Source organism: Amycolatopsis roodepoortensis, assembly GCF_014873915.1.
GTDB classification, from domain to species: domain Bacteria; phylum Actinomycetota; class Actinomycetes; order Mycobacteriales; family Pseudonocardiaceae; genus Amycolatopsis; species Amycolatopsis roodepoortensis.
On sequence record NZ_JADBEJ010000001.1, the window covers coordinates 1,420,341 to 1,442,738 of the forward strand.

Consider the following 22,398-nt stretch of genomic DNA (forward strand, 5'->3'; position numbering starts at 1 on the left):
CGGCCTGTCGATCCCAGGCAAACCTCCGGCGGCGGAGGCAGACTGAACCGGCACCGGAACCAGAGAGGAAGCCGCCGTGATCGATCGAGCCGGGCTCGCCGGGTTCCTGCGCCGTCGCCGCGAGTCGCTCCAGCCCGAAGACGTCGGGCTCCCGCGCGGGCAACGGCGCAGAACCGCCGGTCTGCGCCGCGAAGAGGTCGCCACGCTCTGTCACATTTCCACCGACTACTACAGCAGGCTGGAGCGGGAGCGTGGACCTCACCCGTCCGAGCAGATGATCGCCTCGATCGCGCAGGGCCTTCACCTGTCGCTCGACGAACGAGACCACCTTTTCCGGCTCGCCGGGCACAACCCGCCCGCGCGGGGCACGACCAGCGAACACATCAGCCCGGGCCTGCTCCGCACCTTCGACCGGCTCACCGACACGCCCGCCGAGATCGTCACCGAGCTCGGCGAAACGCTCCGGCAGACCCCGCTCGGTGTCGCCCTCACCGGCGATACCACCCGGTACACCGGCCCGTCCCGCAGCATCGGCTACCGGTGGTTCACCGACGAGGCCACCCGGTCGCTCTACCACCCCGACGACCATCCTTTGCACACGCGCGTCTTCACCGCGGGGCTCCGCAAGATGGTCACCCTCCGCGGACCCGGTTCACGGGCGGCACACCTCTTGGATCTCCTGCTGGACCGCAGCGAGGAATTCCGCACCGCTTGGAACGACCACGAGATCGGCGTCCACTACAACGGCGTCAAACGGTTCGTGCACCCCGAGGTCGGCGCGCTGGAACTGACCTGTCAGACGCTGCTCGATCCCGACCAGTCCCACATGCTCCTCGTCTACACCGCCGTCCCCGGCAGCGAAAGCCACGAGAAACTCCAGCTTCTCGCCGTTATCGGACCCCGGACGCGTGAGCTCAGTGGCCGGCCAGATCCATCGTGAACAGGAGCAGTGCGAAGAACAATTGGAGTGCGGCGATACAGACACCCGCGACGACAAGGCCGTCCAGCCGATATTGGCGGTCGGTGAACGCCGACGTCGCTCCGGCGGCCAAGGCCAGCACCGAGGCCACCTCTCCGTAGGGGAGCACCCAGGCGAGCAAGGCGAGCACGAGACAGACAGGACCGAGTACGCCTTTGACTCCGGGACGATCTCTCGCTGCCAGCCGTCGAGTCACGCGCCGATCTTTCCTTCAGCTCGTCTGGCGCACACGCTACCGCCGGGTCGCCCACCGGTGCTTCACGGCGTCGACGAAGGCGCCGAACTCCACGGTCATCGAGACCGTGCCGGGGTCGAGCATCCACTGCTGCTGCAGGCCGTCCAGTACGGCGATCGTCGTGCGCACCAGCGTGGCCACCGGGGCGTCCGCCCGGATCTCTCCGGCGTTCTGTCCACTGTGGATCGCTTCGGTCAGCCACCGGGTCACCGTGGTGTAGTGCGATCGCGTCCACTCGTGCGCGGGGTGCCGCGGATCGGTGGCCTCGGCGGTCACGCGGACGAACAACCCCACCAGTTCCGGTCGCGTGGTGTTGCGGGCGACCAGCGCCTCGAGCGCCGCGAACGCCGCCCAGCCCAGGGGCATCCGGTCACCGTCCTGCCGGAGGAAGCGGGTGTCCTCCGCGTCGCGCGCTTCGAGCACCGCCGTCAAGAGGGCGGTCTTGCTCGGAAAATGGTGCAGCAGCCCGGACTGGGAAAGCCCGGCGGTACGCGCGACGGTGGCGATCGAGGTGCCGCGGTATCCGGTGGCGGAGAACAGTTCGGTGGCCACTCGTACGACGGCCGCCCGCGACGCCGCGCCGGCCGCTTCCCCGCGCGTGGTCGGCCTCTCGGCGGGGAGGGACATGAAGTGCTGCTCCTGGCGGTCCTGCGCTCGCGCGCCCGACGGGGTCACGAGCGCAGGGTAGTCCGCCATGCCCGGCCGGGCGCGAACCAGGCCGGTGTTCTCCGTTCTAGCCCGCTTGTGCCCAGAATTCCGCGAAGAGGCGCGCCGTGACGTCCGGCTTCTCCTCGTTCGGTGTGTGGCCGGTACCGGCGATGACCTCGTATCGGGCGCCGAGGCGGGCCGCCATCTCGCGTTGCGCCTCCGGCGGCCACGCCGCGTCGTTTTCTCCGTGGGCCACCATGATCGGGACCCCGGTCGCCCGCAGTTCCGCCACCCGGTCCGGTTCGTCGGCGATGGCGCGGGCGATGCCGAGCAGATTGGCCGGGTTGGTCTCGTGGATCCGGGTCCGCAGATACGTCACGACCGGTTCCGGGGCCCCGGCGGCGAAGAACGGTTCGAGGAATCGCCAGGCCCCGGCGGAACCTTCGGCGGCGATGGCGTCTTGCAGCGTCGGTCCGGCCGGACCGGTGACGGTGGAGCCGCCGGGGCCCGAGCACAGGATGGTGTAACTGCGGAAGCGGTCCGGCTCCCGGATCACCGCCGCGCGGGTGACCAGACCGCCGAAGCTGTGCCCCGCCAGGTGGACCCGCTCGCCCGGCACGGTGGCGTCGAGGACCTCCAGCAGCCCGGTGGCGAAGGCCTCCACGGTGTAGTCGTCGGCGTCGTCCGGGCCTTCGGACAGCCATTGTCCTTGCTGGCTGTAGGTCAGGACGTCGTAACCGGAATCGGTCAGCCCGCGCAGCATCGGGACGAAGTCCTCTTTGGACCCGGTGAAGCCGGGGACGAGCACGGCGACGCCTTTGGCCGCGCCGCCGTCGGGCGTGGCCCGGACGGCGGACAGCCTGCCCGCCGTGGTGGGCACGGTGAGTGCGCGGGCATGGGAGGGAAGGGAATACAACGGTCGCTCCTCGGGGTCAGCGGACGGATCGGATGGGCAGGAACGCGGCGGCGCCGATGAGCACGAGCAATCCGGCGACGGCGAACAGGACGTGGTACCCGGCGAGGGTGATGAGGAAGGCGGAGAAGGTCGGCGCCACCGCCTGCGGGAAGTTGGTGGCGACGTTGAGCAGTCCGAGGTCCTTGGCCGCGTCGTCGTCGCTCGGCAGCACCTGGGTCATCAGCGCGACGTCGAGGGTCATGTAGGTGCCGAACCCGAAGCCGGAGATCGCCGCGAAGGCGAGCATGCCTCCGATGGTCGGGCTGAACAGAGGAAACGCCAGGCCGACGGCGATGATCACCGAAGCGGCGATCACGAACGGCTTGCGGCGGCCGACGCGGTCCGACCACGGGCCGGTGACGAAGCTGGAGAGCACCGTGCCGACGAGCATCACCAAGGACAGTTGCCCGGTGACGGCGTTCGCGCGCTCCAGCGGAATACCCACGTGGTCGACCAGGATGTAGAGCTGGAAGTTGTAGACGGCCCAATAGCCGAGCACGAACAGCATCCGGGCGACGAAGGCCCAGGCGAAGTCGGGGTGTCGGCGCGGGCTGACCCAGAAGCCCTTCAGGAACGCCGACCACGACCAGGCCGCACGTGGCCGTCCCTCGCTGGAGGTGTCGCGGTTGACGAGCACGAACAGCAGGATGACGACGAGCACGACGGCGGCGAAGACGCTGTAACCGATCCCGAGGTCGGTGGCGAACCGGGCGGCCAGCAGCACGCCCGCGGTGGCGCCGACCATACTGCCGACACCGACGAAGGCGGACGCCGTGCCACGCTGCCCGGCCGGCAGCCGGTCGGCCAGGATCGCTGTCATCGGGCCCTGGACGATATTGAGCGAGACCTGCACGAGGAGCCACAGCACGGCAAGCAGTGCGACCGAGCCCGCCACGGGAAGCGTCACCAGGAACACCGCGCCGAACAGCGCGCCGAGCATCATCCACGGGGTGCGGCGGCCGAAGCGGCTGCGCGTGCGGTCGGACAGTGCGCCGACGATGGGCTGCACGAACAGCGTGGCGAACGCCGACACGCTGACCACCAGGCCGAGGCTGCCGACCTTTCCCGCGGGGTTGACCTCGGCGACCTGGTTCGGCAGCAGGATGCCCAGCAGGCCCGAATAGGCGAGGAAGAGGGAGAAGTTGCCGATCAAGAGCGACCCGATGAGCACGCGCCCGCGCCCTGGACCTGGGCGGGGACCGGGGACATCGTCCGGCGCGACGGTCGGGGTGTGCGGTGCTGGGTCAGGCAGTGTGGGGGCCATGGCCGCCTCCTGAACGCGAATGCCGGGCACCACTGCCACGGCGAATGCGGCGCATCAGATCACGGCAACCGACCGCTTAGTCGGTCTGTATATACGTTCGTGACCTATTAGGGTCACGTGTGTGACATCGGTTCCTACCTCGGTCTGCGCTCTGGGTGTGTCGCCAGAACTGTGGCGGGCCCGGCCATCGACGTTGCGAAAGCCACTTTCGTAACCTTCAACGTTGCGAAAGTGGCTTTCGCAACCCCGGTCAAGACCGGCCTTCAGCCTCTGTCGGGGTCGGAAAGCGTCCGGCCGGCTCAGGTGGCCTGGCGCAGCAACTGGATCAGCGCGTTGAACGAGGCGGTCATGTCGGCCTCGTCGGCGTCCAGGAGCCACTGGAACTGCATGCCGTCCATTACCGCGATCACCAGGGGCGCCACTGCTTCCGGGGTGAGGTTCCCCGGCAGGCGGTCGCCGAATTCCCGGCGCAGGGTCTCGGTCAGCGAGGCGCGGATCGTGGCGTAGCGGCGAGTGAAGAACTCGCGTGCCGGGTGGTCGCCCGTGACGCTCTCGCCGAGCAGGGCGGAGAACGTCTGGACCACGCCTGGCCTGCTCGCGTTGTATTCCACGAGGGTGGCCAGCAGGTCCAGTGGCCATGGGCCCGTCGCCTGCTCGGTGGTGCCGGCGGTGTCCCATTCGTCGCGCGCCTCGAGCAGGGCGACGAGCAGGTCCTCCTTGGTGGGGAAGTAGTGCAGGAGGCCCTGCTGGGTGATGCCGACGCGTTCGGCGACGGCGGCCAGGGAGGCGCCGCGGTAGCCGCGTTCGGCGATGACGGCCATGGCCGCCCGGAGGATCTCGTTGCGCCGGTCCGCGCGTCGCCGCCCTGGGCGGGCCGCGTCGGCGTGCCCGGCCTCGTCTGTCGCGCGCACAGGACAAGGGTAACCGGTGGCCCGTGCATAACGGAACGGAAACGAAACCTACCGACCATCAAGTCTGTGGGCGACCATGGCCGGCACGGACGTGCTGTCGGACCGGCCGCCGGATCACTACAGAGGGAGTCGCAGTGAACAGTCACCACGCCGATCACGGGGCCGAGATCGAGGCGGCGATCGACGTCGCCTTGCCCGCCCTCGGCCTCGACGTCAAGGCGAAACTGGTGGCGGGCCAGGGCATGTGGTCCCTGCCCGCGCTGCCGGAGATCGGCCTGCGGTCGCTGGTGATGTCCGACGGCCCGATCGGGGTCCGCGGGGTTCGATGGACCGCGGCCGATCCTTCGATCGCCTTGCCGAGTCCCACCGCGATGGCGGCCACCTGGGATCCCGGACTCATCCGCCGGGCAGGCCGTCTGCTGGCGCAGGAAGCACGCCGCAAGGGCGTGCACGTGCTGCTGGCGCCGACGGTCAACCTGCACCGTTCGCCCTTGGGCGGCAGGCATTTCGAGTGCTATTCCGAAGACCCGTTCCTCACCGGCGCGATCGGGACAGGGTACGTGCGCGGCGTGCAGGAAGGCGGCGTCGGAACCACCGTCAAGCACTTCGTCGCCAACGACGCCGAGACCGACCGGTTCACCGTCGACAACCTCGTCGACGAGCGCACACTCCGCGAGCTGTACCTGACGCCGTTCGAGATGATCGTCGCCGGTGCGAAGCCGTGGGGCGTGATGGCGGCCTACAACTCGGTGAACGGTCCGACGATGACCGAGCACGACGAACTGCAGAACGGGGTCCTGCGGGGAGAGTGGGGCTTCGACGGCGCCATCGTCTCCGACTGGTTCGCCACCCGGTCCACCACGGGCGCCATCGACGGCGGGCTCGACGTCGCGATGCCCGGCCCGCACACGGTCTACGGCGAAGCGTTGGCCGCGGCCGTCCGCGCCGGTGAGGTGGAAGAGTCCACAGTGGATGAAGCGGTCCGCCGGGTGCTGCGCCTGGCCGCGCGGACCGGCGTCTGGGACCGGGTCGCTCCGGCGGTGGCGGCGGACGAGCTGCCCGCCCCGCTCGACGGCGTGGCGATGGCGAGGGAACTCGCCGGACGGGCGTTCGTGCTCCTGCGTAATCGGGACGAGGTGCTCCCGCTGGACGCCGCCCGCCACGGCACCGTCGCCCTGATCGGCGCGGCCGCGCGGGACGCCCGGGTGCTGGGCGGCGGCTCGGTCCAGGTGTTCCCGGAGCATGTGGTGTCCCCGCTGGAGGGTCTGCGGGCAGCGCTGCCGGAGGGGGCCTTGACCTACCGTATCGGCGCCGACCCGACCGACGAGCTCAGCGTCGCGGGGAACGGTTTCGAGCTCCGCGCGGTGTGCCGGGACGCCGAGGGAACGGTGCTGGGTGAGGACACGCTGCCGCACGGCATGGTGCAGTGGTTCGGTACCGACCTGCCCGACGGGGTCACGCTCGACCGCCTGCATTCGGTCGAGATCACCGGCAGGTTCACCCCGCGCGAGTCCGGGCTGCATTCGTTCGGTACCAAGGGGCTCGGCGCGTTCACCCTGTCCGTCGACGGCACGGTGCTCTTCGACGGTGTCGCGGTCGCCGACGGCCTCGACCCCTTCGAGGCGTTCTTCGCCGCTCCGGCCGAACGGGCCAAGGCGGAGCTCGTCGCGGGAAAGACCGTCGAGGTCGGCCTGATCTACACCGTTCCCGACCTGACGGGGGCGCCGGTCGCGAGCATCAGTTGCGCGCTGGTGCACCGCGAGCCTCAGCTCGACGCCGACGAGCTGATCGAGGAGGCGGTGGCCGCCGCGTCGGTGTCCGACGCCGCGATCGTGGTCGTGGCGACCACCGAGCGCGTGGAGAGCGAAGGATTCGACCGCGCCGACCTGCGGCTGCCGGGCCGCCAGGACGAACTGGTGCAGAGGGTGGCCGCGGTCAACCCGCGCACGATCGTGGTGGTCAACGCCGGCTCCCCGGTGGAGATGCCGTGGCGCGACGAGGTCGCCGCGGTGATGCTGAGCTGGTTCCCCGGACAGGAGGGCGGTTCCGCGCTCGCCGACGTGCTGCTCGGCGACACCGAACCCGGTGGCAGGCTGCCCACCACCTGGCCTGTCCGCCTGGACGACGCGCCGGTCACCCAGGTGCGCCCTCGGGACGGGAAGCTCAGCTACGACGAGGGTGTCTTCATCGGCTACCGCGCCTGGCAGCGGGGCGACGCCGAACCGGCCTACTGGTTCGGGCACGGACTCGGCTACACCGAATGGTCCTATGAGGACGCCCGCGTCGTCGGACCGGACACTGTGGACGGTGACGGGCGGGTCATGGTGACCGTGCACAACTCCGGCATCCGCGACGGCCGCGAGGTCGTCCAGGTGTACGCCTCCCGCCCGGACAGCGCGGTGGACCGGCCGCACCGGTGGCTCGCCGGTTTCGCGACCGTGAAATGCGCCGCCGGGGCGCGGGCCACGGTGGAGATCACCCTTCCCCGGCGGGTCTTCGCGCACTGGGACGGCGAATGGGCTGTCGAAGCCGGCGAGTTCGAGCTCCACATCGGACGATCGGTGGCGGACGGAAGGCTCGTCCGCACTGTGACTCCCTGATCGTGAGCCTGTCCGTCATCCGAAGGGAAACTTCCATGGAAACACGTTCGGTCCTCAAGGCCGGTGCCCTGCTGGCGGCCACCGCCACCGTGGTGCTCACCGGCGCCTCGGGTGCGGTGGGCGCGCCCGCGGCGCCGCTGGCCGGGATGCGCGTCCTGCTCAGCAACGACGATTCGATGCAGGCCGCGCGGCCGGACGGCGCCGACGGCATCGGCCTGTACGACTTGCGGAAACGTCTCTGCGCCGCGGGGGCCGACGTGGTCGTGGTCGCGCCGTGGGGGTACATGAGCGGTGCGAGCGGAGCGGTGACCACCGGTGGCACGGTCTCCGCGCAGCGGCGCACCGCGATGCCCGCCGGATACCAGCAGGACTGTGGGGGAGCGCCCAGTGCGGGCGCGGTGTTCGGCCTGTGCCGGGGAGCTTCGCCGTGCACGCCGGCCTCGTCTTCGGCCACCCCGGCCGACACGGTGAAGTTCGCGCTGCGCGGTGGGCTCGGTCATCTGGCGGGCTGGCGCGAAGCACCCGACGTCGTGGTGACCGGGATCAACTCGGGGCCGAACGTCAGCTCGGCGATCAACGACTCGGGCACCGTGGGCGCCGCGATCGCCGCGCTCGACAGCGAGGTCCCGGCGGTGGCGTTCAGCGGGATGGTCGGGGACGGGCTGGTGGTCGGCCGGAAGACCTACGAGGCCGCGGCCGAGTTCGGTGCCCGCCTCCTGACCCAGCTGCGGCAACGCGACCTGCTGTCCCCGCGGTTCGCACTGAACGTGAACCACCCCGACGCGGCGCGAGGCAAGGCGAGCCGGGTGTCCTGGACCAGCATGGGCACCGGCCCGCTCGGCGTGGCCACCTTCACCCCGGTGGACGCCGACACCTTCACCCTGGGTCTCGGTCTCTGCCCAGCGGACCGGTACTGCCCGCCCGAGACCAAACGCGATTCGGACACCGAGGCCATCCGCCGCGGCGAGGTGTCGATCACCCCGATCACGGCGGACCGGACCCTGCCGGGCCGGGACGCCGACCGGGTCCGGGCGGCCGTCGCCGGCGGACGGCTGCCCGGCTGAGGGGGGAGCTGCCCGGTCACCGATGCGTGGTGGCCGGCCAGCGCCGCCGTCGATCACAGCCCGGTGGCACGGATCCGGTCCGGGGGCCCGCCGACCACCACGACGTCCAGGTCCGGGTTCGCCCGGATGCCGCCGACGACCACCGACGGGTCGATGAGTCCTTCGGTGTGCACGTGGTCGTCGGTCGGCACCCCGGTCACGTCGAAGAACGGCTCGAAGATGTCGGAGGTGAGCAGTCCGAGCAGCTGGGTGTTGTGCGCCGTGACGGCGAAGCTGTGCACGGCCCCGGCCGGCGCGTGCAGGAAGTCGCCGGGGGTCAGCAGGATCTCTTCGCCGTTGACCCACAGCCAGATCCGGCCGGAGAGGCAGAGGAAGTTCTCGGTGTGCCGCCGGTGGAAATGCCGGATGACGTACGGCTGCGGCGCGGCGAGGGTGCTGACCGCGAAGTAGCGGCCGCCGGTGTTGCGGCCGCGGGCCAGGAACGAGTTCACCGCGTCCGGCCAGCCCCGCCGCTCTCCGGTGCGGGAGCGCAGGAAATAGCCCTCGGTTCCCTCAGGGAGGGTGTCGTCCCATTCGGCGCTCGGGGCCACCAGGGGAAGGTCGTGCCGCGTCGCCTTCGGCGGCGCTTCGCCGGTGACCGCGGCGCCCGCGGCGTAGAGGTGCCGCTCGACGTTCGCCGCCTCGGGCAGCCCGTCCAAGGCACCGCCGGGGGCGGAGTACTGCAGCACCTTCGTCAAATGGCTCAGCATGCGGCAGGCCACCGGGGTTCCCGGCGGGACGTGCACGGAGTCACCGGGAACCAGCACGCGGCTCTCGCCCGGCAGCCAGAACTGAGCGCTGCCCTCGAAGACGTAGAAGGAACGCTGGTGCTCGGTGAAGCTGTGGAACGGGATTTCCGCTCCCCGTGGGCCGAGTACGAACGCCGCGTCGAAAAGGCCGCCGGTGTCGCGTGTCCGGGCGATGACCGTCCACAACAGACCGCCGGTCTCGAACCGCAGGCCCTCGCCGCTCGCCAGGTAGTAGGGGACCGGCTCGCCGGGTAGGGCACCGACCACGGGCGCGACCCCGTGCATGGTCTCCGGATCGGGAGTGGTCACCGGGTTTCTCCTGTCATGAGGTGCTTTCGGAAGAAGTCGTGGATGTCGGAGAAGCCGAACGCGGCCTGTTCGCCGTCCGCCGCCAGCCTGCCGTCGTCCATCACCCGGCCGAGTGCGACGTCGAGGCGGCCGGGTGGATTGAGGAAACCGTGCCGGTAGCCGTCGAGGAGGTGCAGCTCACTCGGCACACCGGCGGCCACGAGCGCGGCGTGCAGGCGTTCGCTTTGCCGGTGGGACACCAGCACGTCGGCGGTGCCGTGGGAGAGCTGGAACGGCGGTGCGCCGGGGCTGATCCAGGTGAGGGGGCTCGCCAGCCGGGCCTGCTCCGGCAGCCGCGCGGGATGCCCGCCGAGCAGCCGTGCCTCCGGAGTGGACTCCGCGTCGAGCCCAGGGCGGGCCGCCTCCGCGTCGGCGACGACCTCGTCGAGATCGACCGGGGGATAGGACACCGCCACCGCTTTTACCGGCACGGCACCGCTTTCCCGCTCACCCGGTACCTCGGCGAGGTGCCCGGTGAGCCCGGCGAGCGCGGCCAGATGACCACCGGCCGACGCGCCCCAGAGCCCGACGGCCCCGGGGCGCAGACCGTAGTGCCCCGCGCGCGCGTTCAGAAACCGGACGGCGGCGCGCACGTCGTGCAACTGGGCGGGGAACAACGCCTGCGACGAGAGCCGGTATTCGATACTCGCCATCGCGCAGCCGGTGGCCACGGCGTGCCTTGCGAGGTCCGGCGCCAGCGTCCGGTCACCGGCGAACCAGCCGCCGCCGTGCAGCCATACCACCACCGGGACCGTGCCGCCGGTGACCGGGCGGTGGAGGTCGAGCAGCAGGTCTCCGCTGTCCCGCCGGGCGAAGACGACGTCGGCGTCCACGCGGATCGTTTCGGACATGTCCGCAAGCTTCGTCGGCCGCGCCACGACATACCAGCGCGATCGTCCGCACGATCGTTCGGCGGATCCGGATGATCAGCCTGGCGCGTCGCCGAGTCCGACGGCGATCCGGGCGAGACGCTCCAGCGCGCCGGAGTGGCGTTCCCGGCGCAGGTACAGGTACGTCGTGGCCGGCGGGGAGTCCTCGATGGGCACGAACGCCAGGCCCGGCCGCGCGTAGGTTTCGGGCGCGGATTCCCCGGCGACGTTGACGCCTTGCCCGGCGCCGCACAGTTCGAGCACCTCTTCGAAGTTCCTGGCGATCGGCAGCAATTCGGGGTTGATGCCGGCCTCGGTGAGCGGCGAAGACCAGTGTCGCGCGGCCGTCTCGTCCTCGACGGACACGAAGGTCTCGCCGTCCAGATCGGCCAGCCGTACCGATTCCCGCCCGGCGAGCGGATGCCGGTCGGGTACCACCAGCACGCACCGTTCCTCCCACAACGGCACCGATTCGAACGCGGGCGACGGATTCCGGCCGAGTTCGGCGACGAACGCACAGTCCACCTCGCCACCGGCGAGCGCGTCGTGACAGCCGAGGAAACCGAGCTGCCGGATCTGCCACCGGACCTGCGGCAGTTCGTCCGCGACCGCCGCCATGGTCCGGCGGAACCTCGGGCTGGAGACCATCAGGCCGACCCGGACGCCCGGCTCGTCGGCCGTCTTCCGTGCCCAGGCCAGGACCTCGTCCATGGCCGCGACGGCCTCCCGTGCCCGAGGCTCCAGCTCCCGGCCGTGTTCGGTCGGCTCGACGCTGCGGGAGGTGCGCTGGAACAACGTGCGGGCCAGCCGTCGTTCGAGCGCGGCGATCTGCTCGCTCACCGCGGACGAGCTCAGGTGCAGCCGGGCGGCGGCGCGGCCGAAATGACGCTCCTCCGCCACGGCGAGGAAGCACCGGAGGTGATGAATCGTGAGGTCCATGGCTGTCCGCCGGTCAGCAGGCGGTCCTCCCGATGGTGATCGTAGAGCGGGCAAGGTCATCCACTCGGTGCACGGCAGGTCCTGAGGTAGCTGAGGAACGAAGCCTGCAGGCCGGTCACGTGCGTTTCGCGAAGGACCGCGCTGGTGACGGCTTCGCCGCGTGCGGTGAGGCGATGCAGGAGAGCCGCCGTGTTCTTCGTGAGGCTCTGGTAGATGGCCAGGTCGCCGAGCAACTCTTGCTCGTTGAGGGTCACGTGGAGTCTGGCGGGCTGCTCGCCCAGCTCTTGGAGCTGGGCGAAGACCTGACTGTCTTCACTGGCGACGCCGGGACTGCCCGCACCGATGCTCTCGAAGAGAGTGCAGCCGGTGAGCCAGGCGTAGAGGCTGAACAGGCCGCCGTAGGAGTAGCCGAAAAGGCCGTGACCGCTCGTGGCGGTGCCGTAGTCGCGTTCGATCCGCGGATGCAGTTCCGTGGTGAGGAAGTCCAGGAACGCGTCGGCGTGGGTGTCGCGCAGTTCGGCGAGGTAGGCGTCGGATTCCTCCCGGGTCCTCGCGCCCATTCGAACCCCCATTTCCACGGCGTCGACGAGCTCCTTGGCGATGGGCTCGCCGGGTGGCACGAGGTCCCTGTTGCGCAGCCGATCCCAGTGCTGCGCGTCTTCACCCGCGTAGCCGACGCTGACCTGGATGTAGGACTGGATCCGCTGCATGGGGTCCGCCTGGGTGACGATGAGCGGAGCCGTCTGGCCCACGGCCCAGTTGCCGTCGAGCACGTACACGGCAGGCGCTCGTGTCGTGCCGGGGTCGTAGCCCGGGGGAGTGGTGACCCAGACGCCGTAGTCGTGCCCTCCGCTCGAACGCAGCTCGAAGTAGTCGGTGCCGGCAAGGCAGCCCTGCCACATGGTGCTCATCGAAGGCCCTTCACATTCAGCGCTGACGCCGACTGCCTGATCACGTGTGACGCGCGGCACGGTACTGTCGGCTCTTCTTTTCCAATGGATAAACTGCGGGAGTGATCTTGTCAAGCGCGGAACGCAAGGGCGACGCACGCGAGCGCCTCCTGGCTCGGCTTCTCGACGCCTTCGGCGAGGCGCTTCCCTCGCCGGAGGTGTCGCTCCGCGAGATCGCCGCCCGGGCCGAGACCAGCCACGCCCTGCTGCGATACCACTTCGGGTCACTCCCGGGCGTCTTGGCGGCGATGCTCAAGGAGCAGCGATCTCGTGACAACGAGGCGCTTTTCGAGGCCGCCCGGCAGGGCACCTTCGACGACTTCGTCGTGGCGATCTGGCGGGCCTACACCCGCCCGGAGCAACTGTCGCGAGTGCGCGGCTTCTTTCACGTCGTCGGGCTGGCCGCCTACAGCCCGGGGGACTTCCGTGAGTTCATCGATTCGCTCGACGACCTGACCAAGATGCTGGCCTCACTCGCGGAACGCGAAGGACTCGACACCGAGGAAGCGTTGACCACGGCCACCGTCACCATCGCCGCGATTCGTGGCCTGCTCCTTCAGGAGGTCCTGGCTCCGCAAGGTCACTCGCGGGACGCGGTCGCTTTGATCCTGCGCATGAGGAAGGGCGAATCCGTTCCGCGGACGCCCCCTGGACGCCTGGGTATGTCAGAGTGACGGAATGTCCGACCGGTTTGCTGATCGCGATGAGCCGATGTTCTATCTGCGTCCGGGCAGGGTGCTGGTGCGCTGCCCGCGATGTGCCGGCCGGGCGGTGGCCACCGACACGAGGGTGAGTTGCACGGGATGCGGATATGCCGCTGTGGACGGACGCGGTGGCGCCGCAGGCGACCGCCTGGAGTTCTTCGCCAACGGCCGCTGTGGGAACTGTGGGCGGCCGATGGCGCAACGGCTGCAGCGATGGCGGCGCGCCCGGCCGCGCGCTCTCAGCGTGCTTTGCCGCCACTGCCGGGCCGAGACCGCTCTTCCGGTGTCGGCGGTGTGCTCCCCGTCTGTTCCGGTGGCGCCCCGGTATCGCGGTTTTGAGTTGTGGTTACAGGCCCCGTGCAAAGGGGAGACTCTTTGGGCGTACCACGAAGCACACCTGGATTACTTGGAACGGTATGTCGCGGCCGGAATACGCGAGCAGGTTCCGAACCGCAACGGCAGTCTGGCCAGCCGCCTTCCCGCCTGGATCAAGTCGGCGAAGAACCGCGACGATGTTTTGCGGGCTCTGTCTCGAATGCGGGCCTCCCTGCAGGATCGTGAAGGGTGATCGGAACGCTCCTGACCCGCCGGAACGCCGCCCCGGCGCGGGCTCCGGGGCGGCTGCCGGTCAGGGCAGGATCTTGCCCGCTCCCGCTCCGGCGGTCACACTGCCCTTCACCGCGCTCGCGGGCTCGAGGCTGTAGGAGTACGGAATCTTGGCCACCGAGCCGCTCGCCTCCGGTGAACCGGATCCGGTGAAGAGGTTCCCGCGCTGCACCAGGGTGCCTGCCGGCGAGCCCGCGTAGCCGACCAGTGTCGGTTCGTCGACGTTGTCGAAATGGTTGTTCTCGACCAGTACGCCCGCGTTGCAGGTGGACGCGACACCGTATTCGTTGTCCCGGTAGTAGTTGTTGAACACGTGCACCGGATTGGCGAATCGCACCCGCGGATGCCGTGTTCCCGAGCCGTCGAAGTAATTGTGGTGATAGGTCACCCGCAACTTACCGGTGTCTTGGCTCCCGTTGTCGTCGCTGTGCCCGAGCAGCATCGATTTTCCGTGGCCGTGCACGCGGTTCCAGGACACCGTGATGTAGTCCGAAGCGCGCTTGATGTCGACGGCGCCGTCGTATCCGTTGGTGAACGTGTTGTGGTCGACGACCACGTTGGTCGACGCCTTTTCGATGTTGATCGCGTCGTCGTCCCAGTCCCGGAAGGACAGATTCCGGATCACCACGTTCTTGGATCCGCTCAAGGTCAGGCCGCAACCGTCGATCGTCGCGCCCGCGTTGCCCAGAATGGATTTGTTGGACCCGACCTTGAGCATGCCGGAGCAGGAAATGGTGCCGGAGACCCGCACCACCGCCGCCGAGGTTCCGCTGATCGCCGAACTCAGCGCGGACGCCGAGGTCACGGTGATCGGCGTCGCGCCACCGCCGCCTTGGGTGCCGCCGTTCTGGCTCGCCCAGCCGATCGGTGCCGCCTGCGCGGACAGTTCCGCATTGGCGCCGGTGGTCACCACGGCCGTCGAAGTGATCACGGTCAAAGTCAGAATCGAAAGAAATCGAGAAGGACGCAAATTCATCACGCCGCCTCCTTGCGGTCGATGAAAACGGAATGTCCTAAAAGGATTTATTCGGATCCGATGGCGAAGTGCCGAGAACAGGAGACCAACGAACCGGCGTCACGTCAACCCTCGATCGCCGATTCCCGGTTCACGCTGATGAATCGTGAGGCCAGCCGCACCGCGATTCACCGATATTGCTCCAGGTGGACGACCCGGGCTTGACGGGAGCGCTCCCAGCTATCACGATGCGTTTACAAGTGTGGATGGCGTTCAGATACGTGAATCGAGATGTGATCATGAACCTCACGCGCCGCAGTTTCGGACTCCTCGCCACCGCTGTGCCGGTGGCCGTCCTCGCGGGTGGAAACCAGGCCGTTCAGGCCGCCGTGCCGGGAATTCCGGAGGCCATGCGCCGTGCCGCGGCGTTCTTCGACGAACAGCTCTCCTATCGCGGCGCCTATGTCTGGAGCTACTTGCCCGACCGGTCCCAGACCTGGGGTGAGATGGCCGCCAACCGCACCATGTGCTGGGTGCAGCCACCGGGAACGCCGTCGATCGGGCACAGCCTGCTCGACGCGTACCACGCCACCGGCGACGAATCCTTCTACCGCGCCGCTTCGCGCACCGGTCTCGCCTTGGCGGACGCCCAGTTGCCGGTCGGCGGCTGGAACTACGTGCACGATTTCGCGGGTACGAAGTCGCTGCGCCGGTGGTACGACACCGTCGGCGCGAACGGCTGGCGGCTGGAGGAGTTCCAGCACTATTACGGCAACGCGACTTTCGACGACGGGGGCACGTCCTCCGCGGCTCAGTTCATGTTGCGCCTCTACCTGGAACGCGGCGATCACCGCTTCGGCGCGGCCCTCGATCGCGCCCTGCGCTTCGTGGTGAAGGCGCAGATCCGCGGAGGGGTCGCCGATGGCGGCTGGCCGCAGCGTTTCCCCCGGTTCGCGGGCGCCGTGAAGGACACGCCTTGGCCCGAGGTACTGCCGCCGTGGCTACCCACCGACATCCGCCACGGCATGGAGGACGGTGACTACACCGGCCACGTCACCTTCAACGACGACGTCCTCGGCGAGAACATCAAGTTCCTGCTGATGTGCATGTCCACTTTGGACAAGCCGGGGCTCGCCGAGCCGATCCGGCGCGCGATGGACTGCCTGTGCCGCCTGCAGCAGCCAGGACCGCAGGCGGGCTGGGCGTTGCAGCACCTCGCCAGGGCGTCGGGCGGCAGGCCGGCGGGGGCTCCGGCGGGTGCGCGATCCTACGAACCCCGCGCCCTGGCCACGCACACCACACAGACCAATGTGCAGCAGCTGTTCCACTACTTCCGGCTGACGGGCGATCGAGGGTTCCTCGACCGTGTTCCCGAAGCCATCGCCTGGCTGGACAGCTGCCCGCTCACCGCGCGGCAGCACGCCGAGAACCCGTTGCTGGCCGGGCGAACCCATCCCACCTTCGTGGATCTGGAGACCAACCGGGCGCGGTTCGTCCACCGCTTCGGCTCGAACGTCCGCAACGGCGCCTACTACACCGACAACGACCACCGCGCGACGCTGAGCCATTATTCCGGCGGCCGCGTGATCGACACCGCCGCCCTGCGTGCCACCTACGAGCAACTGCGCGCGCTCACCCCGGCGCAGGTCGCCGATCTGAAGGCCCGCTCGCCGCTCAGCGGCGTCCGGGTCCCGCTCCCTCGCTACTTCACCCCGCGCGAGCCTCAGCTCACCGACCTCTTCCTCGGCGCGCCGTCACAGCTGCCGGTCGTGTCGGACGCGGAAGCGAAGGCGCTGGCCGACGGGCTCGGCGGCAACGACTACTGGTTGACCCCGGCCGACGCGATCACCAATCCGTATCGCGGTCCTTCACCGGCCACGCCTTACGCCGGAAAGGCGTATATGAGCAAGCACGTGGGCGACCTGTACGACACCTCGCCCTACGATCCGCTCAACCCGCCCGAGGAGCCGCCGTACCGGCCGAAGGAGCGGCCGCCGGTGATCAGCACCGGCACCTACGTGGCCAACATGGGCAAGCTGATCTCCTGGGCCGCCGCCCGGTAGTCGCGTACAGTAGGTTAATCGCTAACGTAGTGGGGTCGATCTTTGCCGGCGTTCGGTTGTGAGGGTGGAAATGCCGTCGTACGAGTCCGGGTACACCGCGCCGAGTTCCGTTCCGGTCGGGGTGGACCCGACCCGGGCGAGCATCGCGCGCGTGTACGACGCCGCGCTGGGCGGCAAGGACAACTACGAGATCGACCGTGAGGTCCTGCGGCAGGTCGCGACCAAGGCGCCCGAAGTCCGGGATCTGGCGTGGTCCAACCGCAATTTCCTGACCCGGGCCGTGCGGTTCCTCGCCCAGCAGGGGAAGATCACCCAATTTCTCGACTGCGGTTCGGGACTGCCGACGGCGGAGAACACCCACCAGATCGCCCAGCGGGTCAACGCCGGGACGCAGGTGGTGTACGTCGACAACGATCCCGTGGTGCTCGCCCATGGCCGGGCCATCCTCGAGAACAACCCGAACACGCACTTCGTCGCCGAGGACATTTTCCAGCCCGGGCGGCTCCTGGCCGACGCGGCGGTTCGTGAGCACCTCGACTTCACTCGTCCGGTGGCCTTGCTGCAGGTGGGCACCCTGCATCACTACACCGCCGACAACGGCGCGGACCTGATGCGCGAGTACATCGACGCGCTGCCCAGCGGCTCGTTCGTCGTCATCGCGCACTTCTTCGATCCGGAGAAGCCCGGGTTGAGCGAGCTCGCCCGGAAGATGGAAGAGCTGTTCATGCACAGCCCGATGGGCTCGGGCCGGTTCCGCACGGCAAGCGAGATTTCGAGCTTCGTCGAGGGTCTCGAGATCATGCCCTCCGGCCCTGGCAAGGAACCAGGCCTGGAGCTGTGCGATCTCTGGTGGCCGGACGGGCCGAAACTCGCCCCGCTCAACGAGGTCGAGCAGTGCATTGCCGGGATCGTGGCCCGCAAACCCTAGCGCCTGCCGCCGTCGAATATCGATTGCCCCTCGTTCGTCACCCCTGCCAGGGTGGCGGACGTGACGCGATCGTTCCTTCCCGGCCTTGAGCTGTCCCGCCTGTTCTATACCGAGGTCGTCGCGCCGATCTTGGCGAAGGCGCTGGACGAGGTGCCGTACTCGGCGGCGCTGATCGGGTGGGGCTCGGAGGTGCAGGGCTTCGACACGGTGCGCTCCACCGACCATGCGTGGGGCCCGCGGATGCAGCTTTTCCTTGGCGGTGAAGACTTCCATGCCCGCGTCGACGATCTGGACGCCCTGCTCGATCGCGAGCTGCCGATCGAGTTCCGCGGCTACCCGGTCCGCTTCGCCTTCCCCTCGGACGCGCCGGCCCGGCACTGGGTGGACATCACGGATCTGCAGGGTTTCTTCACCGGGCAACTCGGCGCCGACCCGGACGGCGGCCTGCCGATTTCGGCGTGGTTGACGGTCCCGACCCAAGTACTGCGTGAACTGACCGGTGGCGCGGTCTTCCACGACGGGATCGGCCTGTTGGAGCGCTACCGGCAACACCTCGCCTGGTATCCGGACGACGTGTGGCGCTATGTGCTGGCATGTCAGTGGATGCGCTTGTCCCAGGAGGAGCCCTTCGTCGGCCGCTGCGGCGAGGTCGGCGACGACCTGGGCTCGGCCGTGGTCGCCGCGCGCCAGGTCCGCGACCTGATGAAGCTGTGCCTGATGATGAACCGGGTGTATCCGCCCTACAGCAAGTGGCTGGGCACCGCGTTCGGCGCACTGCCCTGCGCCAAGGCGCTGACTCCGCATCTGTCCGGCGCACTGTCCGCACGAAGCTGGCAGGAACGGGAGCAGCACCTTTCTCCCGCATACGAGATCGCCGCGAGGCTGCACAACGATCTCGGTCTCACGGAGCCGCTGGAGACGACGGTCCGCTACTTCCACGACCGGCCGTTCCGGGTTCTGGGCGCGCACCGGTTCACCGACGCCCTCGTCTCGACGATCGGTGACCCGGCCGTCAGGGCGCTGCCGCCGGTCGGGGCGATCGACCAGTACGTCGACAGCACCGAAGTGACCGACCGCGGGTACGCCGAGCTGCGCCGCCGCTACATCGCGGGCCCCGGCCTCTGACCGGCGAGAAACGCATCCGGCGTAAGGACACCGGCACCGATTCCCGAGGCGGAACCCGTCACCGCGATCATCGAGCCTCCAGCACGCAGTGCGTCCCGCGGTAGATCGTCGGCATGCACTTGTTGCAGTGCACGCACAGCGAGCGCGCCCCGGATCGCAGCCGCAGCGGCAGATCGGGTTCGCGCAGCAGCGCCCGCGCCATCGCGACGAACGCGAAGCCCTCCGCCATCGCCTGCTCCATCGTCTCCAGCCGCGTGATCCCGCCGAGCAGGATCAGCGGCAGGTCCAGCGCCGCGCGGAACTGACGTGCCCGGTCCAGCAGATACGCCTCCTGGAACGGGTAACCGCGCAGGAAGGCGCCACCCGCCGCCCGGACGCCCCACCGCAACGGCCGAGGGAATCGCGCGGAGAACTCCCGTACCGGCGCGTCCCCGGTGAACAGGTACATCGGGTTCAGCAGCGAACTGCCCGCCGTCAGTTCGAGCGCGTCGACGGACCCGTCCGCCTCCAGCCACCGCGCGACCCGGACGCTTTCGTCCAGCCAGAACCCGCCCGGCACCCCGTCGTCCATGTTGAGCTTCGCGGTCACCGCGATCCGGTGACCGGCCACGTCCCGGACCGCCCGTGCGATCTCCAGCGCCGGCCGGGCCCGGTTCTCGAGCGATCCGCCGTAGGAGTCCCGCCTGCGGTTCAAGCGGGGACTGAGGAACGAACTGACCAGATAATTGTGTCCGAAGTGGATCTCGACGGCGTCGAAGCCTGCCTCGATCGCCACTCGCGTGGCTGTCGCGTGTGCGCGCACGACCCGGTTCAGATCGTGTTCCGTGGCCGCCTGTGTCATCCGCATCCCCAGCGGATTCGGGAACCGCCCCGGCGCCAGCGCGGGGGACCGGTTCGACGCCGCGTTCGCGACCGGCCCCGCGTGCCCGATCTGCGCGCTCACCGCCGCACCCTCGGCGTGCACCGCGTCGGTGAGGCGACGCAGCCCCGGTACGGCCTCGTCGCGCATCCAGATCTGGTGCCGGTCGGTCCGGCCCTCCGGAGACACGGCGCAGTACGCGACCGTCGTCATCCCCGCGCCACCGCGGGCAACCCGCCGGTGGAACTCGATCAGCCGATCGGTGACGACGGCGTCCGGGGTCGCTCCCTCGAAGGTCGCGGCCTTGATGATCCGGTTGCGCAGCCGCACCGGACCCAGCCGCGCGGGCGCGAAGACGTCGGTCATGACCCCGCCAAGCCCGCGGTGAGGAACGCGCGCAGCGTCCCGACCGGCACCTCGCCCGGCATCTCGTCAGCGAAGAACTGCAGCACCAGGCCGAAGGCGAGCAGCCACCGGTGTGCCGCGCCTGCCTTCGACAGCTCCGGTCGCGCGTCCCGCAGCAGCTCGATCCACGGCCCCAGCCCGAACCACCGCGAAGTCCAAGCCTGCTCCCGCCGTCCCAGCACGAACCGCGCCAGCAGCCGCAACCGCAGCTGCCCGACCGGGTCCGCGGCCAGCTCGGCGAGGGGGGTCACGACGAGGTCGACCAGTTCCGCCACCGTGGGCACCCAACCGCCCCGCCGCCGCTCCGTGATCTCGTCGAGCCGCCGCTGCCACACCGGCGCGAGCCGGGCTTCCAGCAGCGCGGCGATCAAGGCGTCCTTCGACCCGAAGTGATAGTGGACCGCCGCCGGATTCATGCCGGCCGCGCTGTTGATCGCGCGGACGGACACCGCGTCGTGCCCGGATTCCAGCAACAGTCGCTCGGCGACGGTCAGCAGTCGTTCCCGGGTGGTGGCGTCGGTGCTGGGCATTCGTGCAGCACACCATAGTTCCATCACCGAATCAATCACTGATTGAACTGGACAGGAACCCCGCGGCCATGTTGGGCTGTGGTCGGCGATTTTCTTCCTGCGACGTCGAGGAGTGCCGCCCTGAGCCTGTCGGAGTACCTCCGGGAGAACTGGATCGACGTCGTGAACGACGCGATCCTGCACGTGGATCTCACCCTGGCGGCGATGGGACTCGCCGTGCTGGTCGGCATGACGATCGGCCTGCTCACCTACCGGCGGCGCTGGCTCGGCGCGATGGCGACCACGACGACGGCGGCGTTCCTGACCGTCCCGTCGATCGCGCTGCTGGGCATCCTGATCGGCCCGTTCGGGCTGGGGCTGACGAATGTCCTGTTCGCTCTGGTGCTCTATGCGCTCCTGCCGATCACGCGCAACACGATCGTCGGGCTGCGCGGCGTCGATCCGGCCGTGGTGGACGCGGCGCGGGGGATGGGGCTCGGCCGCCTGCGGCTGCTGTTCCGGGTGCGGTTGCCGCTCGCCTGGCCGGTGATCCTTTCCGGCATCCGGGTCTCGACGCAGATCACGATCGGTATCGCGGCCATCGGGGCGTATGTCAAGGGCCCCGGCCTCGGCAACCAGATCTTCGACGGGCTCGGCCGGTTCGGCTCGGTCAACTCCCTGAACCAGGTACTCACCGGGACGCTCGGGATCATGGTGCTGGCGCTGCTGTTCGACCTGGCCTTCGTGGTGGTCGGCAAGCTGACGACACGGCGACGTCCCCGCGCCCTCCGAGAGGCGGCCCCGCCGACGAAGGGGAGAGCCGCCGGAATGGACGGTGAGACGATCGAGTTGCGGGACCTCAGCAAGCACTACCCCGGACGAGCGGTACCGGCGGTCGAAAACCTGACGATGCGCATCCCCGCGGGTGAGATCGTCGTGCTGGCCGGCCCTTCGGGGTGCGGCAAGACGACGACCATGCGGATGATCAACCGGCTAGTCGAGCCCACCGCGGGCGTCGTCACGATCGGCGGCACCGACGTGTCGGCGCTCGACCTCGACGAACACCGCCGGAACACCGGTTACGTCATCCAGCAGATCGGGCTTTTCCCGCACCTGCGCGTGGACGCCAACATCGGTGTGGTGCCGCGGCTGCTCGGCTGGACCCGGCGACGCATCGCCGACCGGGTGCGCGAGCTGCTCGACGTCGTCGGCCTGACCCGCGAGCACGGCGTCCGGTACCCGCGCGAGCTTTCCGGCGGCCAGCAGCAGCGCGTCGGGGTGGCGCGGGCGATGGCCGCGGACCCGCCGGTCATGCTGATGGACGAGCCGTTCGGCTCCACCGACCCGATCACCCGTGCCCGGTTGCAGGACGAATTCCTTCGCCTGCAACGGGAAGTGCGCAAGACGATCGTGTTCGTCACGCACGACTTCGACGAGGCGCTGAAGGTCGGCGACCGGATCGCCGTGCTGCGGCCGCGATCGGTGATCGCGCAGTACGACACGCCCCAGGCGATCCTCGCCGCGCCGGCGGACGATTACGTCGCGAGCTTCGTCGGGCCGAAGCGGAACCTCAAGCGGCTCGCGCTGATCCGGGTGGGTGACCTGGAGCTCCGGCCGGCGACCGGGCCGGACGGCCTGCCTCCGGTCCGGCCCGACGTCACCCTGCGGGACGTGCTGGACGTGATGGTGCGGAC

General features: G+C 69.4%; 19 protein-coding genes and 2 pseudogenes. 9 read left to right on the forward strand and 12 right to left on the reverse strand.

The genetic code is table 11. From position 1 onward, the window contains the following. Positions 1 to 76: 76 nt before the first annotated feature. The gene (locus H4W30_RS06490) at positions 77 to 940 is read left to right on the forward strand and encodes a helix-turn-helix transcriptional regulator (protein ID WP_192741938.1); all 864 of its coding nucleotides are present in this window, start codon (positions 77 to 79) and stop codon (positions 938 to 940) included. Here the strand turns inward: H4W30_RS06490 and H4W30_RS06495 are convergent. The 5 genes from H4W30_RS06495 to H4W30_RS06515 all read right to left on the reverse strand — a co-directional run bounded on the left by H4W30_RS06495 (position 915) and on the right by H4W30_RS06515 (position 4,992). Further along, positions 915 to 1,109, reverse strand: a complete 195-nt coding sequence (locus tag H4W30_RS06495; protein WP_192741939.1) for a hypothetical protein — start codon at positions 1,107 to 1,109, stop codon at positions 915 to 917. The genes H4W30_RS06490 and H4W30_RS06495 overlap by 26 nt on opposite strands. Positions 1,110 to 1,211: 102 nt before the next feature. Then, positions 1,212 to 1,889: a TetR/AcrR family transcriptional regulator gene (locus H4W30_RS06500; RefSeq protein WP_318780541.1), complete on the reverse strand. Its 678-nt coding sequence runs from the start codon at positions 1,887 to 1,889 to the stop codon at positions 1,212 to 1,214. Between the two features lie 58 nt (positions 1,890 to 1,947). Beyond that, positions 1,948 to 2,778, reverse strand: a complete 831-nt coding sequence (locus H4W30_RS06505) for an alpha/beta fold hydrolase (protein WP_192741940.1) — start codon at positions 2,776 to 2,778, stop codon at positions 1,948 to 1,950. A gap of 16 nt (positions 2,779 to 2,794) precedes the next feature. Further along, the gene (locus H4W30_RS06510; RefSeq protein ID WP_192741941.1) at positions 2,795 to 3,988 is read right to left on the reverse strand and encodes an MFS transporter; all 1,194 of its coding nucleotides are present in this window, start codon (positions 3,986 to 3,988) and stop codon (positions 2,795 to 2,797) included. 392 nt (positions 3,989 to 4,380) lie between these two features. Then, positions 4,381 to 4,992: a TetR/AcrR family transcriptional regulator gene (locus H4W30_RS06515; RefSeq protein ID WP_318780542.1), complete on the reverse strand. Its 612-nt coding sequence runs from the start codon at positions 4,990 to 4,992 to the stop codon at positions 4,381 to 4,383. Between the two features lie 134 nt (positions 4,993 to 5,126). Here H4W30_RS06515 and H4W30_RS06520 point away from each other — a divergent pair, with 134 nt between their 5' ends. After that, entirely contained in the window at positions 5,127 to 7,592 is a 2,466-nt protein-coding gene (locus H4W30_RS06520) for a beta-glucosidase H (protein WP_318780543.1), read from the forward strand. Between the two features lie 35 nt (positions 7,593 to 7,627). Further along, a complete protein-coding gene (locus H4W30_RS06525; protein WP_192741942.1) occupies positions 7,628 to 8,656 on the forward strand; it encodes a 5'/3'-nucleotidase SurE in 1,029 nt (342 codons plus the stop codon). A gap of 53 nt (positions 8,657 to 8,709) precedes the next feature. On the opposite strand, the gene H4W30_RS06530 is transcribed toward H4W30_RS06525, so the two are convergent. From H4W30_RS06530 to H4W30_RS06545, 4 genes are all read right to left on the reverse strand, one after another. After that, complete coding sequence (locus H4W30_RS06530) at positions 8,710 to 9,753, reverse strand: quercetin 2,3-dioxygenase (protein WP_318780544.1); 1,044 nt, start codon at positions 9,751 to 9,753, stop codon at positions 8,710 to 8,712. Further along, the gene (locus H4W30_RS06535; protein ID WP_192741943.1) at positions 9,750 to 10,643 is read right to left on the reverse strand and encodes an alpha/beta hydrolase; all 894 of its coding nucleotides are present in this window, start codon (positions 10,641 to 10,643) and stop codon (positions 9,750 to 9,752) included. The genes H4W30_RS06530 and H4W30_RS06535 overlap by 4 nt, the downstream gene beginning before the upstream one ends. Before the next feature lie 75 nt (positions 10,644 to 10,718). Continuing rightward, positions 10,719 to 11,600, reverse strand: a complete 882-nt coding sequence (locus H4W30_RS06540; RefSeq protein ID WP_192741944.1) for a LysR family transcriptional regulator — start codon at positions 11,598 to 11,600, stop codon at positions 10,719 to 10,721. A 56-nt stretch (positions 11,601 to 11,656) separates the two neighbouring features. Beyond that, entirely contained in the window at positions 11,657 to 12,511 is an 855-nt protein-coding gene (locus tag H4W30_RS06545) for an alpha/beta hydrolase (RefSeq protein ID WP_192741945.1), read from the reverse strand. A gap of 101 nt (positions 12,512 to 12,612) precedes the next feature. Between H4W30_RS06545 and H4W30_RS06550 the strand changes: the two genes are divergently transcribed. Beyond that, positions 12,613 to 13,224, forward strand: a complete 612-nt coding sequence (locus H4W30_RS06550; RefSeq protein WP_192741946.1) for a TetR/AcrR family transcriptional regulator — start codon at positions 12,613 to 12,615, stop codon at positions 13,222 to 13,224. A gap of 658 nt (positions 13,225 to 13,882) precedes the next feature. Here the strand turns inward: H4W30_RS06550 and H4W30_RS06555 are convergent. After that, entirely contained in the window at positions 13,883 to 14,791 is a 909-nt protein-coding gene (locus H4W30_RS06555) for a pectate lyase family protein (protein ID WP_318780545.1), read from the reverse strand. A 323-nt stretch (positions 14,792 to 15,114) separates the two neighbouring features. On the opposite strand from H4W30_RS06555, the gene H4W30_RS06560 reads away from it, so the two are divergent. The 3 genes from H4W30_RS06560 (at position 15,115) to H4W30_RS06570 (ending at position 18,931) form a co-directional block, all read left to right on the forward strand. Further along, complete coding sequence (locus H4W30_RS06560) at positions 15,115 to 16,878, forward strand: pectate lyase (protein WP_192741947.1); 1,764 nt, start codon at positions 15,115 to 15,117, stop codon at positions 16,876 to 16,878. 70 nt (positions 16,879 to 16,948) lie between these two features. Continuing rightward, on the forward strand, positions 16,949 to 17,806 hold the full coding sequence (locus H4W30_RS06565) for an SAM-dependent methyltransferase (protein ID WP_192741948.1): 858 nt from the start codon (positions 16,949 to 16,951) through the stop codon (positions 17,804 to 17,806). 60 nt (positions 17,807 to 17,866) lie between these two features. Continuing rightward, complete coding sequence (locus tag H4W30_RS06570; protein ID WP_192741949.1) at positions 17,867 to 18,931, forward strand: DUF4037 domain-containing protein; 1,065 nt, start codon at positions 17,867 to 17,869, stop codon at positions 18,929 to 18,931. A gap of 67 nt (positions 18,932 to 18,998) precedes the next feature. Here the strand turns inward: H4W30_RS06570 and H4W30_RS06575 are convergent, their stop codons facing one another. Next, entirely contained in the window at positions 18,999 to 20,156 is a 1,158-nt protein-coding gene (locus tag H4W30_RS06575; protein ID WP_192741950.1) for an NADH:flavin oxidoreductase, read from the reverse strand. Then, complete coding sequence (locus H4W30_RS06580) at positions 20,153 to 20,725, reverse strand: TetR/AcrR family transcriptional regulator (RefSeq protein ID WP_192741951.1); 573 nt, start codon at positions 20,723 to 20,725, stop codon at positions 20,153 to 20,155. The genes H4W30_RS06575 and H4W30_RS06580 overlap by 4 nt, the downstream gene beginning before the upstream one ends. Positions 20,726 to 20,953: 228 nt before the next feature. Here H4W30_RS06580 and H4W30_RS44820 point away from each other — a divergent pair. Continuing rightward, positions 20,954 to 21,448 (forward strand): annotated as a pseudogene (locus H4W30_RS44820) (ABC transporter permease); the annotation flags it as partial. Positions 21,449 to 21,532: 84 nt separating this feature from the next. Next, positions 21,533 to 22,318, forward strand: a pseudogene (locus H4W30_RS44825) (ABC transporter ATP-binding protein); the annotation flags it as partial. Positions 22,319 to 22,398 lie beyond the last annotated feature (80 nt).